Source organism: Sporosarcina sp. P34 (assembly GCF_002743375.1).
In the GTDB taxonomy this organism is placed as follows: Bacteria; Bacillota; Bacilli; order Bacillales_A; family Planococcaceae; genus Sporosarcina.
The window spans coordinates 103902-120428 of the sequence record NZ_PDZC01000011.1; the positions used below are offsets into that span (position 1 = coordinate 103902).

The following is a 16527-nucleotide window of genomic DNA, read 5'->3' on the forward strand; positions in this document are numbered from 1 at the left end:
AATGCAGAAGTAGTTCTGTACGTAGTATGGCTTTACAGTATGGAAGGTTCTTCCTTTGCGATGAAAGTCCAAATGAGTGGATTGATATGCTATAATTGTCGAAGGAAACTGCATACTAAAACTAATGATTTTAAAGACGGGGGTTGATTTTAAAGATGTTCAGCGCATCAAAGAACAGTACATACGCTATTTTCCATTCTTTACTTATCGCAATGTTCGTATTCTTCATTGTACTACCAATACATGCGCAAGCAGAAACGGTAAACCAGCGTTTCACCGATGTAAGCAATGAATATTGGGCAAAAGATGAAGTAACACAGCTCGTGGAAGAAGGAATCATTAACGGTTATCAAGATCTACAATACCGTCCAGGTGTCAGCATCAAACGTGGGCAAGCGGCAAACTTACTGACCGCAGCACTGCAATTACCTGAAGCTCCTTATCAGCCGATATTCAAAGATGTCAGCGCCAAGTCATCTAACTTACGCGGCGCAATGTCAACGTATCAAGAAGGAATATTTAGAGGGAAGCCCGATGGTAACTTCGGTGTAAGTGATGAATTAACACGTGAACAGATGGCAAGTGTGTTGGTTCATGCATTTAAATTAAAAGATACGGGTGAAAAAGTACATTTTACTGATGAACATAAAATTAGTGAATCCCACAGATATGGCGTAAAGGTACTTATGCAACACGGCATTACAACGGGTAAAGAAGACGGATCCTTTGCACCGAAACTTTCCGTTAACCGTGGTTCATTCGCTGTATTTCTACATAGAGCAATGATTCAGGCAGGAATGCTCGAAAAAAAGCAACCGATTGTTTTCAATAAAACACAAACTATGGGGAAATATGAACCTATTCGTTATGAGCAATTTATTGCAGAAGTACCCATGACACAAGAAGGTAAGACGTACTTGCGTTCAAATCATTTCTTGTCTTTATCAGCTAAACGAGTAAAAGCACACGGACATGCAACCGATCATATTTATGTCTATGGCGTCAGTGAAAGAAAGAGTACGAGAGTCACTGTAACCAAGCGCGAATTGCCAAACGGTGATTACTTTACATTCGTAGAGTTGAGAAACCCTGACCGTCTGCCGATTCGTGTGGACTTGGTACGAATTGATGGGGATATTAAAACGAATACAATGGAACGTTTCGACAAATTCCCAATGAAAAAAGACGTGGATGAGACATTCGGATTCGATATTGCCACTTCGCCAGTTGGTGTCCTAGAAACGATTTCACAACAAGGTACTGGACAGCAAATGATATCAAAAACCTACCGTTCGCGTGAGCTGGAGTTAAAGTACCGTAATGGTGCGGTCAGCCGAACGCGAGAACTACAAGAAGAGAAAGAATCGTACAGTAATATTCTAATGGGCGATACTCGTGTATCAGTGTATGAGTTAAACTCTAGAGGATACGATGTAGTGGATCAATGGTATCTTGCATCCAATAAAAAACTCTTTTCGTCAAAAGAAAGATTGGATTCATGGCTTCGGGAGTCCATTACTAACTATAAAAAGCGCAATAAATGGTATACAGCAGAAGGGCCATACAATAAGATGGCGACAACTATCGAACCTATGCCTGCTTCGGGGCGTGGATATGGTCGTAATTTACTTTTAGTAAAAGAAGATCGTGTCATGTTATTGTATAATCAAACGAAAGAACGCTATTATGAAGATATTTTGCATAACTCCTTTACAAACCTAGCTGTCTTCAGAGGAAGTAAGCCTTATTGGGAAACTGAAGTGACTAGTACGTATTTGACGCATTTATATAACTTCACAGCACCATTCGTCGATACACGCTTCAATGAACAGATTGCATTATTCCTTTACAATGGAGGAAAAGCATTCAATCATAAAGACTACAATGAAGGTTTGCGAAACTATGCGAACTTGCTTGTACAGCAACATAGAAAAGGGAACGTAAACTTCTTGTCTCCTACTGCATATTATATTCCCGACTACTTCCCGGCGAAATCTCAAGTGAAGACGCATACGTCAATGAACCATTTACTTGGCGGCATGAACATTCTCTTGCTTGCGTTCCAAGAGTTTAATGATCCAGTCTATTTGGAAAATGCTAGTGCTATTGAAAAGGCAATACGTTTCGAAGAAAAGAACTGGACTCGTTCAAATGGAGACATTTGGTACAAACGTGCACCAAATGGTCAATTTTCAGGTACAGATTATGTTCATCTGACGTTAGAAGACTTGATTCATTCTTATGAAAAGTGGTCACAAATCGATCAGTCGAAAGCTAAAGTATTTGAGCGGATGATTAAATCGAAGGCGGGTTATTTAAACAGTACGAAAAAAGGTTACACAACCAAGATCAAAGAAGGTCTGAAGCGTATCAATATGTCTAACTTATTGCCAGCAGGTAAAGAGTATACAGACGCATTATAATAATGAAACCACCATCTCCGTTCGTCAAGGAGGTGGTGGTTTGTTGTTTGCAAGGGGATAAGCTTTAGATGGAGCGGGGTTAATCCTACTTGAGAAGATGAATAGAGCGGTTACTAACGGGCATAGAGCGCTTGCCCGGGGGGATAGAGCGATTAACTAGTTTGATAGAGCGCTTTCGGGGGATCATAGAGCACTTCTGAAGGATTTATGAGCGGATATCGTGGAACTATGAGCGTTTTCTCTTAAGGAAATGACACTATATTGATTATAAGTGGAAGGCGAATGCCGATCGATCAGCGTGTGCCCTAACATGCATCTGACTTCTGAATTCATTCATACTAAAAACCACCATCTCCTAAGCTGGAGGTGGTGGTTTCTCTGTCTATCTAGTTAATTAACAAGCGTGACTAGATCGGAGGGGATCCAGCCGTATGGTTCGTTGATTGGTTGCGTTCCTGGATTGATATCCATACGCACCTTGTACCAAACAAAGCCATCTGCGCCTGTTGTACGATCCGCGACAATTAGTGGATAGCCGAATGCTGCCAGACTGCCTGGATGCTTAGGCTTGTAGGAGAATAGAATGTTATTTCTATTTACCGCCTCAGGGCTTGTCCGGATATTCACCGCTGTATTGCCTGTATAGGAAATCACGGCTAATTGCGCTTGGTTTGCGTCTTTCTTACCGAGGAACTGATCGATCCGCCACATATGGCCCGCAATCTTACTTCCCCAGAAAGGATCGGATGCATACTTCATATTGAAGCCGACAGCTTTATTTCCTGGAGCCGCGCCATTGGCATACGCACCGAGTGGGTTCGCATAGTTTAAGTTGATATAGCGAGTGATGAATGCATCAACACTTCTCGTAGGATTACCATAGACTTCACCTTTATCTGGTGAAGAGTCGAATACGCGGATACCGAAAATGTTGTTTTTCTGCTGTGCATTGCCACTCATTCCGTAATCACTCTCGTGTATAGCTGTTGCTAAGATGAACATCGCATTCACATTATGCTGTTTCTCCATTTGTTTCACATACGTACCAAGTCCGATTAATTTCGACTTGGTTGTAGCATTTTTATAGCGTGCAATACCTGTATTTTGTCTCGCTTGTAATGCATTAGAAATAAAACGATCCAGTTCCTGTCCGGTGTAAGTAGAAGGCTGGCGCACTGATTGGAATTGGAAATACGGATAATAGGTAATCGTTGTTGTACCATTCAATTCCTTAAAGTGAACCCCATCGTTACTTGTATAGGTCTGTCCTTTTTTCATTGCAGGAGAAGCTGGACCTACTGTATACTCTGCGTAACTACCTTTATATTGCTTCGTCTTGGCATCGTATGTACGATAATATGGTTGGTGAATGAGTAAGCCGTCACTGCTTACTTTATACTGGCTTGCACCTTTAGATAATAGTGAAGGGACTAGATCGACTTCCTCGTGTTTTGCATAGTAAGTATAGCCACCAATGTCCACTACAACGCGTTCTGCGCTACTGCCAACATAGTCCAGTTCATATCCTTTCTGAACATATGTCACTTCGTTTTTTAATGCCGGGTCGCTGTATAGTGACGTATACTGCTTTGGATTTTCTGAAGCAAACGCCTGACCTGACTTCATTTTGATGATGGTATTATTAACGGAAATTGTCTGAATGATGGAAGAAGCATTATAGGCAGCCAAAGCGTCTTCAAATGTGATATATGACGCGTTTGTTACATTTAGCTGACTGTTGGAAATCGAACTGACTTTATGGACTTTAGGATTTTCCGTGCCGCCAACATTTGTAGGGGGACGGGTATTACCTTTTCCGTCAGCGACTGCGAACATACGGTATAAAAATGCCGAAGCATGAGCAATCGTAGCGTTACTTGTCGGTTTGAAATACCCTTGATCTCCACGTATGATGTTCAATGAAGAAGCCGCGGATACAGCTGGGATAAAGTTCGATGAGATTTTCTTGCTATCCTTAAATTGGACAGTAGGTGAATTGACAGGGATATCAAGGAAGCGGAATGCTTTAAAAATCATTCCCGCCATTTGCTGTCGGGTAATCTGCTGATTCGCCTTGAATGTACCATCGGGATATCCCGCCAAAATTCCGGCGCCAGCAGCGTTTTGAATTTCAATTGTGCGGGAATGATTTGCCTGTAAATCCCTAAAGGTATATCTTGTCGAAGCAGGTAATTCGAGTGAACGGGCCAAATATGAAGCAAATTCTCCTCGTGTAACTGCACGATTCGGATAAACATTCCCTTTTGCGTCCTTTTGGATCACACCTTTATCTATCCAAAATGTCAGCTCTTGTTGCATTTGATGACCAGTGAAATCATTTGCACTTGCCACCGGTGTAAAGATAGGAGAAGCAACCAAAAGCAAAAGTGTCAGTAATGTAATCAAACGTTTCAAATCAAAACCTCCTATATAAATCTCCTACTATTGTAGCAGAGATGACTATTATTGGTAAGTACCTTTTGGTATATTAATAGACTATTGATATAATAAATCCCTATATATGGCGAAGTGTTACTAGACCAATAGGATGAGAGGGCATACAAATTATGAAAAATACCCATGAAAGTGTAGATGCCACATATAGCAATAAACGACAAACTACAATTATTTGAAAAAATGCAACGAATGCTTTCACTATTCCGTCCTAGATAGTGATATAATGCAACAAGTAACTAGCAAGCGTAGAAAGGGTTTTATAGACTAATGAATATATGGAAACAGCGATTAGAAAAACAATCTACAAGTACTATACTGATTGCAGTAGCTGTGATGCTCATTGCATTATTGCTGCCGTCAAAAATAGCATTACTCGGAACGGCTTTATTTTTTGTCCTATTTTCTATTATTAAACCGCAGCAAAGTATTCTATTTCTTATTATCTATGTCAATATACGACCATTTTTGCTGGAAGTGAATAGTGGAATGAAGTTAATAGGAGATTTAATTATTCTTGTCGTATTTGCGTGGACGTTGTTCCATTACCGACATAATCTCCGTTCACTATTTACATTCAAATGGTTTGAGTGGTCTTACTTCGCCTTTATTTTATTTGGCTCGATCATAGGATTCTTGAACGATGTCACTCCAACGTCGATTATTTTCCAAGTTCGAACATTTTTGATTATGTATTTGCTTTATTACATCATTTCAAGAATGACGTTGACGAACAAATGGCTACAACAACTTGCGTGGGTGACGGTATGGTTGAACATTGTGATGTCACTTCACGGTTTGGTGGAAAAACTCTCTTTGCGTCAGTTACTGCTTCCTGAGGAATGGAAGTATAAAGTTTTATCTGCAACAAATGCAGTGCGTATTTACGGACTAACAGGTAATCCGAACTCTTTGGCATTGGCTCTATTTTTCGGAATTATCGGGGTCATTTATTTGCAACATGTTTACCAGCTGAATAAATACAAATGGACATTTCGTGTATTGCTTGTCTTATTCTTCGGTATTCTAATTCTGACTTATTCAAGAGGAACTTGGATTTCAGCAGTAGTGTTCGGTATGGTCTTTATCCTGATGACGAGAAAATGGTATCTTCTGAAACGACTAGTCATTGCAGGCGTTGCATCAATTATCTTGATCTATTATCCAGTTAACTTGGCTGTACAATACATAACAGAGCTAGGTGTGACAGTAGACCAGAAGCCTAGCGGAGCTGGAAGTATCGGGGGACGCTTCGGTGAAACGTTTGATGAAAAGAACTTAGCCCTCATGACGGAGAGCGGACGATTCTTCTATATTAGTAAAGGATTTGAAATCTTCAGTGATCATCCGATAACGGGTACAGGATTCGGTTCATTTGGCGGTTCTGCGACATTATCGTATGGATCACCGATTTATGATCACTATGGTATCAGTTCGGATATCTATGGAGGAAAGTATTTTTATTCAGACAATCAATATATTCAAGTCATTACAGAAACCGGCATCATTGGAGTATTGATTTTCGCTCTCTTCCTGCTAAGTATGTTGCGGTACTTCTGGAAATCACGTCATACGAATTTTGGTGTATTTATGATTGCGCTATGGTTTTCAACAGGCGTTTCCGGAATGTACTATAATATTTGGGAACTTAAAATGTATACATTGTTCTACTTCATCTTGCTTGGCGCATTTGTCGCGTTTGGCAAGCAGCAAGACACATCGAAACCTATGAATGGCTAGTCCATTCGTAGGTTTTTTTATGTGGTGAGGAAAGGGGATTGGACAATGTTGTTCAAGATTCGCTCATAGTTTCGGTGTATCCGCTCAATGTTGTTTGGGATCCGCTCATAGTTTCAGTGTACCCGCTCAATGTTGTTTGGGATCCGCTCATAGTTTCGGTGTGTCCGCTCAATGTTGTTTGGAATCCGCTCAAAGCGGTGTGCCCGCTAAATGTTTTTTTGGATTCGCTCATAGTTTCGGTGTAACGGCTCAATGTAGTTTGGAATCCGCTCATAGCCACGCCGCACCCGCTCAATGTCGTTTTGGATCCGCTCATAGTCACGCTGCACCCGCTCAATGTCGTTTGGGATCCGCGCAAAGCCACGCCGCACCCGCCCAATGTCGTTTATAATCCGCTCATAAAAACCCCACAATTCTTCTTTTCCTGACTTATTTCGTTCAAACGGTACATGAAAAAATAGGCCTTATTTGATAGACTAGAGATTGATAGGAGTAGGAAAGGTGGAGTTGTGTTATCGTACAAAATACTTTGCTGTCTCGCACGAAGCGGAAAGTCATCGTAACCGCTATGTCGGCAGCTATGCTAATTTCATTGCCATTCTCTGCGGCAGCCAGCACGAAAGTCGTTTCCAGTTACCCCGTGTCTTCAGGTGTTACGTATTCTCATTATACATATTCGGCAAGTAGCCATATCAATCACATAGGCGTGGATCTCAGTGATCCGTTCACGAAATTAAAAATGGGTCTTCCTGCGCCTATTTCGAAAACTGCTCCTACATTGACGTTGGCAAATCGAGATTCAAAAGAGGGTCATCGCGTTGTAGGTGCAGTAAACACTTCGTTTTTCGATATGAACACAGGGATGCCGATGTATCTGTTGTCTGAAGGTAATGAAATCGTGAATGGCGGTGTCATCTCGGGTGCCAGCTCATTCTATGTCAGCCATCCGATTGCATTTGGAGTGACGCGTAACGGTCTTTCGGAAATTGATTACTTCAATCTAGGAATTGAAGTGGGAGTCAATGGTAATACCTTTCAAATGACGGGTCTTAACCGGGAGCGGCAAGCGGATGAAACCATTATTTTCACGCCGCAGCATGTGAAAAGCGCGACGGGTTCCAATGAATATGGTATTGAATTAGTTGTTGAAACGAGTGCGCCGATCACATCGACACATTATGGACAGCAACTCCAAGGTAAAGTGGTCAAAGTACGAGGATATGGAGATAAACAGGCAGTAACGATACCGAAAAATGGTTTTGTCGTATCTATCCATGGAAAAAAAGGATTGGAACGATTTAAATCCGTCGCTGTTGGAGATCCGCTATCATTGAGTCTATCAATCGATGACAAATGGAAAGACTCGGAATTCATGATGGCAAGTGGCCCGATGCTTGTGAAAGATGGTCAACGCCATATCACAATGGATACGAATAACTGGCGTGCGACAGCTAAGACGGCAAGAACCGCTATTGCAATCAGTAAAGATAAAAAGCAAGTTCATATGGTGACGGTTGATTCGAGGGCTGGATATAGTAACGGCATGACATTGACCCAATTTGCAAATTATCTTGTATCTCAAGGATATGATCGCGCGTTGAACTTTGACGGTGGCGGGTCCACTACGATGGGAATTCGCAACTACGGTAGTAACCAAGTCGTGTTGGCGAATCGTACATCCAATTCGACTCAACGGAATATCTCGGCGATTCTGGAAGCGATAAGTACCGCACCCACAGGACAACCAGCATACGTCAGTGTTTCCCGTTCTCAAATGGGGGAAATGTTAGTCGGTGCAACTGCCGATCTGAAACTTAATCATGTCTTGGATGCGCATTATAATCCGATTGTGCCGAATGCTTCCCAATTGAAAACGACGTCAGCAAAAGGAACGGTTGAAGGAACAGGTCTGACCTATAAAGCGGTTCAGGCCGGAGAAGATCGCATCAGCGTCAACTACGGTTCAGCTGAACAATCTTTCCCTGTCACAGTCATTGACCAGCCTGCAAGACTCGATGTGAAGTCTTCTGCAACGAGCGTCAAGCCGGGTGAGAAAATTACATTTACTGCTACTCCGGCAGATGCTTCTGGTAAACCGATTATCTATCAACCGCAACAATTAGTATGGAGTGTGACAGACGCTATTGGTTCCATCACTTCTGCAGGGACGTTTACAGCAACAAAAGTAGGTAAAGGACATGTACAGGCGACTCTCGGCAAAAAAGTGATTTCTGTGCCGGTTGAAGTGAAGTTAACCGAAGCGCCGCCCGTAATTGAACCGCCTAAGCCTGTGCCACCTATTGTAGATAACCCGAGTAAAGAACTGTTCAAAGATGTGCCGTTGTCGTATGCTTACGCAACCGAAATATATTTCTTACGTGATCGTGGGATTATCAATGGGGATACGGACGGAACTTTCAATCCGGGTAACACGTTATCCAGAGAACACGCAGCCTTGATTTTAAGCCGAGCTTTCAATTTACCACCGGCTGAAGAAGCGCGTAAAGAATTCAGTGATGTGCCAAAGACCCATCGTTATTACAATGAAATTAGTGCAATTGCCAATGCCAATATCGTAGGCGGCTATTCTGATGGATCCTTTAATCCGACAGGACAGTTGACTCGTTCGCAAATGGCGATGATTTTAGTTAAAGCCTATAGTTTAGAAGGGGAGTCTGCGAAGAAATTCATAGACGTTTCACCACAGCATGGTGCGTACAAGCAGATTCATATTCTGGCAAACCACGGGATTACGACTGGAAATGAAAACGGAGAATTCATGCCAGGTAAGCCGGTCAACCGTGCGCAATTCAGTGCATTCCTATATAGGAGTATAAAAAAGTAAGTATAGAAGCCTTCCGATCCTTGAGTTGTTCTTGGATTGGAAGGCTTCTCTGTCTTTTGAATACACTATAAAAGGTCACTCTGCTATACTTATAGCAAACGAACTGCAGAGGATGGTATACATTGAAAATAGGAATAGTAGGGAACTATGGAAATGATAATAACGGCGATGAAGCCATTTTATTGAGTCTTATTTCACAAGTTACATCGACCTTTAATGTCCCAAGTGACGTTATTACGGTATTCAGTAATAACCCGAAGCAAACAGCGAAGCGCTATCAGGTGATGAGTGCGCCTTTATATTATAAAAAAGGAAACGCAGTGAAAACGTTCGGAGCTACGTATTTTCAAAACAAAAAGATTGTTAAAACGTTCGACTTGCTGATTATAGGCGGTGGCGGAATTTTAATGGATCTGTATAAACGCGAAGCACCATTATACGGATCGTACGCTATGATGGCTAAGAATTCTGGTGTTCCTTATGTCATTTATGGCTGTGGAGCTGGACCCCTCAGCAGTGAGTTAGGCAAATGGTTTATCCGGTATATGGGGAAACATGCGGAAAGTATTTCAGTGAGAGATCCTGAATCAGCTGAGCTATTGAAATCAGTTGGTGTACAAAAACCTGTAGAAGTCATAGGGGATCCGGCATTTTCATTAAAACGTGAGCGCATAGCGACAGCTGATCGTCCGCTGAAAATCGGCATTACGGCCGTACCCTATTATCATGCAGGCTACTGGCCGGAGAGCAAAGAAGATATTTATCAACAATATATAGAAGGAATGGCGAGAAATTTAGATGAATTAGCGGCTAAACATCCTGTTGAGATCACATTCTTCGCTACCAAATTTCCTCAAGACGCTGATGTGACGAAAGATATTCAATCCTTAATGAAGGAAGCTCAAAAAACGACTGTAATTGATCGAAATCTATTACCAGTAGACTTACTGCAAATTTCTGCTGAACAAGATATAGTCATTGGCACAAGACTGCATTCATTGATCCTAGCGACGTGTACGGCAACACCTGTCATTGCGGTCTGCTATCACCACAAAGTGACGGACTTCATGAAACTTGCAGATCTATCAGAAGTAGCTATTCCGATTGGTGAAATGCATAAAGCGGACGACCACTTCTCCAAAGCTTTTGACTCGTTAGCGGCAGACTGGAACGATACGTGTACAAAAACCGCAAAACTTTCCGCTTCCTTATATGAGAAAGCGATGGAAGGGACCAAACAATTTACAGACGCGATTAAAAAGAACAAATAAAAAACATATGAAATGAATCATATGCTTTGGCTAAAGATCCATCCTCCATTCATAGGAAGGGTCTTCAGTCTTTTTATATTAAAATCCTAAAAGCGTTCGTACTTCATTCAAATACGTCTGACTAACCGGCAACTCCGTACCATCGATAAGCTTAATTACCAGATTCGAAGAAAAATCCCGCGAAATTTTCTCAATACAATTCATATTAATAATGTATGAACGATGGATACGTAGGAAACATCTCGGTAAACGAAGGTGTAAATCTTTCAGCGTGAAACTAATATTATAATTCTCACCCGCTGTGTAAAACCACGTTTTTTTATGTAAACTTTCTATATAACTAACTTGATCTAAAGGGATCGGGAACCACTCATCCTCTTTCTTCCCTGTTAGGAACTGTAACTGATCTTTTTTCAGTACGTGGAAGTTAGGTGGAAGGATGATGATTAACGCGCCATCTTCTCCTTGTACATCAATAGGATAGCCAATGCCGAAGTATGAGGTACCATAAAGGGAGTTATCCATGATCACTTCTACTTTGCGCTGATTTTTGATTGTTACTTCCGCAATACTACCGGTTTGGATATGCTGTCCTTCTCTCAAATGAATATCATGCATACCTGGAACGTAGTAGATATAGTGTTCGGAAACTGCGATAGCTATAGAGGCGTCTTTTGGAACCCAGTCCTCTAAAACAGAAGCGTATTGATTCAGAATTTTCTTTGGGATATCTTTATTTTCCATAATCTTCATAAAATCCCCTTTTTTATATAGTTATAGTCAAATGTATGCCCTTTCATCCATTCTATCATTCTTTCATCCACTAAAAAAGCCTTTTTATCGGAATGGACTGACAATTCTGAAGTACTGTTATATAGTAATACATAACGAAGATAGCTGTTATGAAACAGACTATAACAGTTAGCCGTTGAAAAATTGGGAAGGTGTGAAGATAATGTCAACAAGACAAGAACAAATTGCACAACTGGAGAAAAGCTGGGCTGAAGATAGCCGTTGGAAAGGAATCAAACGTAACTACACTGCTGAGGACGTAGTTAAACTTAGAGGTTCACTTCTAATTCAAAATACACTAGCTGAAAAGGGTGCTGCTCGCCTTTGGAAATCTCTTCATGAAGAAGATTTCATTAATGCACTAGGTGCACTTACGGGTAACCAAGCAGTTCAACAAGTTAAAGCTGGTCTACAAGCAATCTACCTAAGCGGATGGCAAGTTGCTGCTGATGCAAACCTTGCAGGACAAATGTATCCTGACCAAAGTTTATATCCAGCAAACTCTGTACCTGCAGTTGTTAAACGCATCAACCAAGCACTTCAACGTGCTGACCAAATCGACCATGCTGAAGGCCGTGAAGACGGATTTGATTGGTTCGCTCCAATCGTAGCGGATATGGAAGCTGGTTTCGGTGGTCCATTGAACGTGTTTGAACTGATGAAAGGCATGATCGAAGCTGGAGCTGCTGGTGTTCACTTGGAAGACCAATTGGCATCTGAAAAGAAATGTGGACACTTGGGTGGTAAAGTACTTCTTCCAACTCAAAACGCAGTTCGCAACCTATCTGCTGCTCGTCTAGCTGCTGACGTTCTAGGCGTGGATACAGTAATCATCGCGCGTACAGACGCTGATGCTGCGGATATGGTTACAAGTGACATCGATCCAGTAGATGCGGAGTTCTTGACTGGAGAGCGTACGCCTGAAGGATTCTACAAATCTAAACCAGGTATTAAACAAGCAATTGCACGCGGTCTAGCGTATGCAGAATATGCTGACCTAGTATGGTGTGAAACATCTCACCCATCACTTGAGGAAGCACAAGAATTCGCGGATGCGATTCATGCGAAATTCCCTGAAAAAATGCTTGCATACAACTGCTCACCTTCATTTAACTGGAAAGCAAACTTGGATGATGCAACAATTGAAAAGTATCAAGTTGAACTTGGTAAAATGGGCTACAAGTTCCAGTTCGTTACACTTGCAGGTTTCCACACATTGAACCACAGCATGTTCGAATTGGCACACGGCTACAAGACTCGCGGAATGGGCGCTTATTCAGAGCTTCAGCAAGCTGAGTTTGACAACGAAACAAAAGGTTACACTGCTACACGTCACCAACGTGAAGTAGGTACTGGTTACTTTGATGAAGTAGCACAAGTAATTTCTGAAGGTCAATCTTCAACAACTGCTATGTCTGGTTCAACTGAAACAGCACAGTTCTAATAGCGGCATTGCTTTACTGAACGTGACTGTTGGGAGAAAATTTCGTTCGCTGCAACAAAGGGGTATTCATATGATAACGGGGTCACACCATCTTTCTTCAGATGGAGTGAAGTGTTGAGGGAATTGGATATTTACATCCAATTCCCTTCTTTTCTTTTATTTGAAAAATTTGGATAGTTTCTGTAGTATAAGAGATAATGTACTTCATTAAGAGGAGGAATTAAAAGATGAGAAATAAAGAGATGCTGTTAATCCCTGGACCCACACCAGTAGTGGATTCAATTTATGATGCAATGGCGAGTGAGACATGGTCGCATACGGACCCGCGCTTTGTCAAAATCTATAAACATACTATTGATCAGACGAGGGAAATTTTTAATACAGACGGCGAAGTATTTGTAGTCGCTGGTTCAGGCACGATCGGAATGGAAATGGCAATTGTTAATACGGTGGCAGAAGGGGAAAAACTTCTTGTCATTAGCCAAGGTTATTTCGGCGACCGCTTCATAAAATTGGGACAAGCATTCGGTATTCAAGTGGATGTATTGCAATCCGAATGGGGTCACCAAGTCTCTCCTGAAGAAATTGACAAGAAATTATCTGAAGGTACGTATAAAGCGGTTACTGTGACACATGCAGATACTTCGACTGGAGTAAGGATTGATTTGGAAGCAGTTGTGCCGGTTATTAAGAAGCATGGCGCTCTTGTCATCGTAGACGGTGTTTGTGCAACTACTGCGATGGATGAGGATATGAGTAAAGAATACGGTGGGGCAGGCAACACAATTGATATCGTTTTGACTGGGTCACAGAAAGCCATTGGCGTTCCACCAGGCATTGCGCTTGTCGCGTTTAACCAGAAAGCTTTGGAAGCACGTGCGGCTATGGAGCGTGTGCAAGCTTACTATTGCGATATTTATAATTGGATTCCCATCATGCACGATCCTTCAAAATATTTCGCGACGCCTGCTGTAAACTTAGTGTATGCGCTTGAAGAAGGACTACGTATCGTATTAGAAGAAGGGCTAGACGCACGTATTCAACGCCATCAGGCATTTGGCCGTGCTGTTCGACAGAGTCTAGCAGTCTATGGTATGAAGGCGATTGCGTCAGAAGAAGTGGCGGCGCCCACATTGAGCTGTATTTTGTATCCTGAAGGTATTGATGACGGAAAGTTCCGGTCGGCTATGGCGGAGAAAGGCACGGTTCTATCCGGCTCACTCGCTCATTTGGCTGGAAAGGCGTTCCGTATCGGACATATGGGGAATACAACAGCGGATATGCTGGAGAAAGCAGTTATGCAAATTGGTGAAACATTGAACGAGATGGGTCATAAAGTAGATATTTCTAAGGCACAAAATGTTTTTGCGAAAGAGGTTAATCAACTGATTGGCTAATAAAATGATCCGTTATGAGGAGCTTGCTTCTTATAACGGTTTTTTTGATTGAGAAGTGGGGGAGGAGTTGGGTAGTGAACAATAATTTGGCTCCTAGCAGCGCAGAATCATCAGTCATGCAACGATAGCACTGTATAAAAAAACCTCCCAGAATATTTCTAGGAGGTGGTTGACATTATTGCTTGCTGTAATATTGATACAGACCTGTGTAGATCGCGTCAGCATAAATATTCAAATACTGTTCACTTGTCAACTTCGCAAAATCCTGAGAATTTGTAATGAAGCCTAACTCCACAAGCACAGCAGCTACGTTATTATTTTTGATTACATAGAAACCTTTATTCTTTACACCACGATCAGACATATTCGCCTTTTGCACAATATTCCGCTGGATGAATGAAGCCAAATCGCGACTTTCTGTTGCATTTACGTTGGAAGAAGAGTCATAGAAAACTTCCGCGCCTTTTGCAGCAAAACCTGCTGCGTTCACATGAATGGAAACGAATGTTTCTGCAAAATTCTTCTTGGCAAAATCGGTACGAGCTTGGAGCGAGTAATACGTATCATTGGAACGCGTCATTAACACTTTAGCACCAGCATTTTTTAACTTCGCTTCGACTTTCTTTGAAACGTTCAGTGTGATCGTTTTTTCGGATCGGCCATTTTTACCTGCGCCCGGGTCATGTCCACCGTGACCAGCATCGATAACGATGATCCGATCTTTCAATGGATTACCTGTTTGATTCAACAATTTCAAATACGTTTTGTGGACATAACCGGTTGTGCTACCAGTGCGAATCTTTGCCCAGTATCCAGAAATGGACAAGACTTCTACTTTCTGACCTGATTGAAGCTTACCGACAGTAGGTGCACTGGAATTACCTGCAGAACGCATATTTAAATTATTTACAGTCACTTTACCCATTGTTTTCGCAACAGGTGTCGGTTTCGGTGTAGTAACAGGCGGTGCTGTTGCTACTGGTGGATTCGGTTTCACTTCATTTAGATTAGTTGTCGTAAAGTATTCATGGATATAACCTTCCACACCGTTAATATTTACTTTCAACCAAATGCCTTGATTGCCTGTTACTTCTACTACTGTACCGTTAGGCAACACATGGATAATAGCAGAAGACTCAGAAGGTGCGCTACGGACATTCAATGGATCTGTATCATCGCCAGTGGCTACGCGCACATACTTCACGCTTGACTGTTGGTCTGGCGTTTTAACAGTCAATGCGAACTGCTTATCCATCGCACGAGCAACGAATAATGCAAATTGTTTACGTGTTAATAAATTATTCGGTAAGAATTTCTTATTGTCGCCTTGTGTAATACCTGCATAATACAAACCATTGATCCGATCAGCGTATTTGTGATTTTTCACATCATCCATGCCCAAAGGTTTTTGGCTCGTTACTTTTTCGGATAAGTTAAACGCTACTGACATCGCGTAGGCCATTTCATCGCGCTTAATTTCTTCGTTCGGTTTGAAATTGTTGGCGTCAGTATTAGGGAAATATCCTTTTTGAAGGGCAATGTTAGCAAACTTGTATTGTTCGCTAGTTGGCTTCAGTCCGTTAATTTCCATATTTTTTAACTGTGTATTTTGTGTACCAGTTGCCATGACGAGCATCTTCGCAACATGTGAACGTCGTAAGTTATCTTGAGGATTGAATTTAGGTGTTTGATTAATAATACCTTTTTCCGCTATGTAATGGACTTCTTTGAAATATTCACTGTTGGCGGGGACATCGGAAAACTTGAAGCTTGCAAATGACTGAAGAGGTGAGAAAGCTAAGATAGTTAGTAGCAACAGACCGACTGTTGCCCATTTAAATTGTTTCATGAGATCCTCCTTAATATATAATGTATTACTAGACTCATAGGTTCATTTTACCAGTTATGAAAACTAATTACTAGATATTTTCGTCATGGTTCGTAAATTAGCAATAGTATAATTATGATTCTTCATTACTACTTAAGGAAAGGTGGTACGGAAGTGGGAGATAGAGGTGAATTCAAAGAAAGAGGCTGGGACAAAACCCTCCTCGAATTGAAAAAGAACGGACCCATTGAAGTTTATGGAGTCCGTTCTTTTTTATATAAGATTTTTTAGTTTTATGAAGAAAAAAAGGATACCTTCTGATAAAATTTAGTC

Annotated in this window: 9 protein-coding genes; 6 read left to right on the forward strand and 3 right to left on the reverse strand. The window is 41.6% G+C overall.

Annotation, left to right across the window (positions count from 1 at the left end; translation table 11 throughout):
- Positions 1-155 precede the first annotated feature (155 nt).
- Positions 156-2423 (forward strand): S-layer homology domain-containing protein, encoded by a 2268-nt coding sequence (locus tag CSV63_RS14150; protein WP_233192121.1) that lies wholly within the window; start codon positions 156-158, stop codon positions 2421-2423.
- Between the two features lie 390 nt (positions 2424-2813).
- On the opposite strand, the gene CSV63_RS14155 is transcribed toward CSV63_RS14150, so the two are convergent.
- Positions 2814-4838 (reverse strand): S-layer homology domain-containing protein, encoded by a 2025-nt coding sequence (locus tag CSV63_RS14155; RefSeq protein ID WP_099696399.1) that lies wholly within the window; start codon positions 4836-4838, stop codon positions 2814-2816.
- A gap of 309 nt (positions 4839-5147) precedes the next feature.
- Between CSV63_RS14155 and CSV63_RS14160 the strand changes: the two genes are divergently transcribed.
- The 3 genes from CSV63_RS14160 to CSV63_RS14170 all read left to right on the forward strand — a co-directional run bounded on the left by CSV63_RS14160 (position 5148) and on the right by CSV63_RS14170 (position 10733).
- Positions 5148-6617, forward strand: a complete 1470-nt coding sequence (locus CSV63_RS14160) for an O-antigen ligase family protein (RefSeq protein WP_099696400.1) — start codon at positions 5148-5150, stop codon at positions 6615-6617.
- Between the two features lie 580 nt (positions 6618-7197).
- Positions 7198-9462 (forward strand): S-layer homology domain-containing protein, encoded by a 2265-nt coding sequence (locus tag CSV63_RS14165; RefSeq protein ID WP_158233971.1) that lies wholly within the window; start codon positions 7198-7200, stop codon positions 9460-9462.
- Between the two features lie 122 nt (positions 9463-9584).
- On the forward strand, positions 9585-10733 hold the full coding sequence (locus CSV63_RS14170) for a polysaccharide pyruvyl transferase family protein (RefSeq protein ID WP_099696402.1): 1149 nt from the start codon (positions 9585-9587) through the stop codon (positions 10731-10733).
- A 78-nt stretch (positions 10734-10811) separates the two neighbouring features.
- Here the strand turns inward: CSV63_RS14170 and CSV63_RS14175 are convergent, their stop codons facing one another.
- Positions 10812-11486: a LytTR family DNA-binding domain-containing protein gene (locus CSV63_RS14175; protein WP_233192123.1), complete on the reverse strand. Its 675-nt coding sequence runs from the start codon at positions 11484-11486 to the stop codon at positions 10812-10814.
- 202 nt (positions 11487-11688) lie between these two features.
- On the opposite strand from CSV63_RS14175, the gene aceA reads away from it, so the two are divergent.
- A complete protein-coding gene (gene aceA, locus CSV63_RS14180) occupies positions 11689-12969 on the forward strand; it encodes an isocitrate lyase (protein WP_099696403.1) in 1281 nt (426 codons plus the stop codon).
- A 227-nt stretch (positions 12970-13196) separates the two neighbouring features.
- Positions 13197-14366, forward strand: coding sequence for a pyridoxal-phosphate-dependent aminotransferase family protein (locus CSV63_RS14185; RefSeq protein ID WP_099696404.1), 1170 nt, complete (start codon positions 13197-13199; stop codon positions 14364-14366).
- A 175-nt stretch (positions 14367-14541) separates the two neighbouring features.
- On the opposite strand, the gene CSV63_RS14190 is transcribed toward CSV63_RS14185, so the two are convergent.
- Positions 14542-16215: an N-acetylmuramoyl-L-alanine amidase gene (locus CSV63_RS14190; RefSeq protein ID WP_099696405.1), complete on the reverse strand. Its 1674-nt coding sequence runs from the start codon at positions 16213-16215 to the stop codon at positions 14542-14544.
- Positions 16216-16527 lie beyond the last annotated feature (312 nt).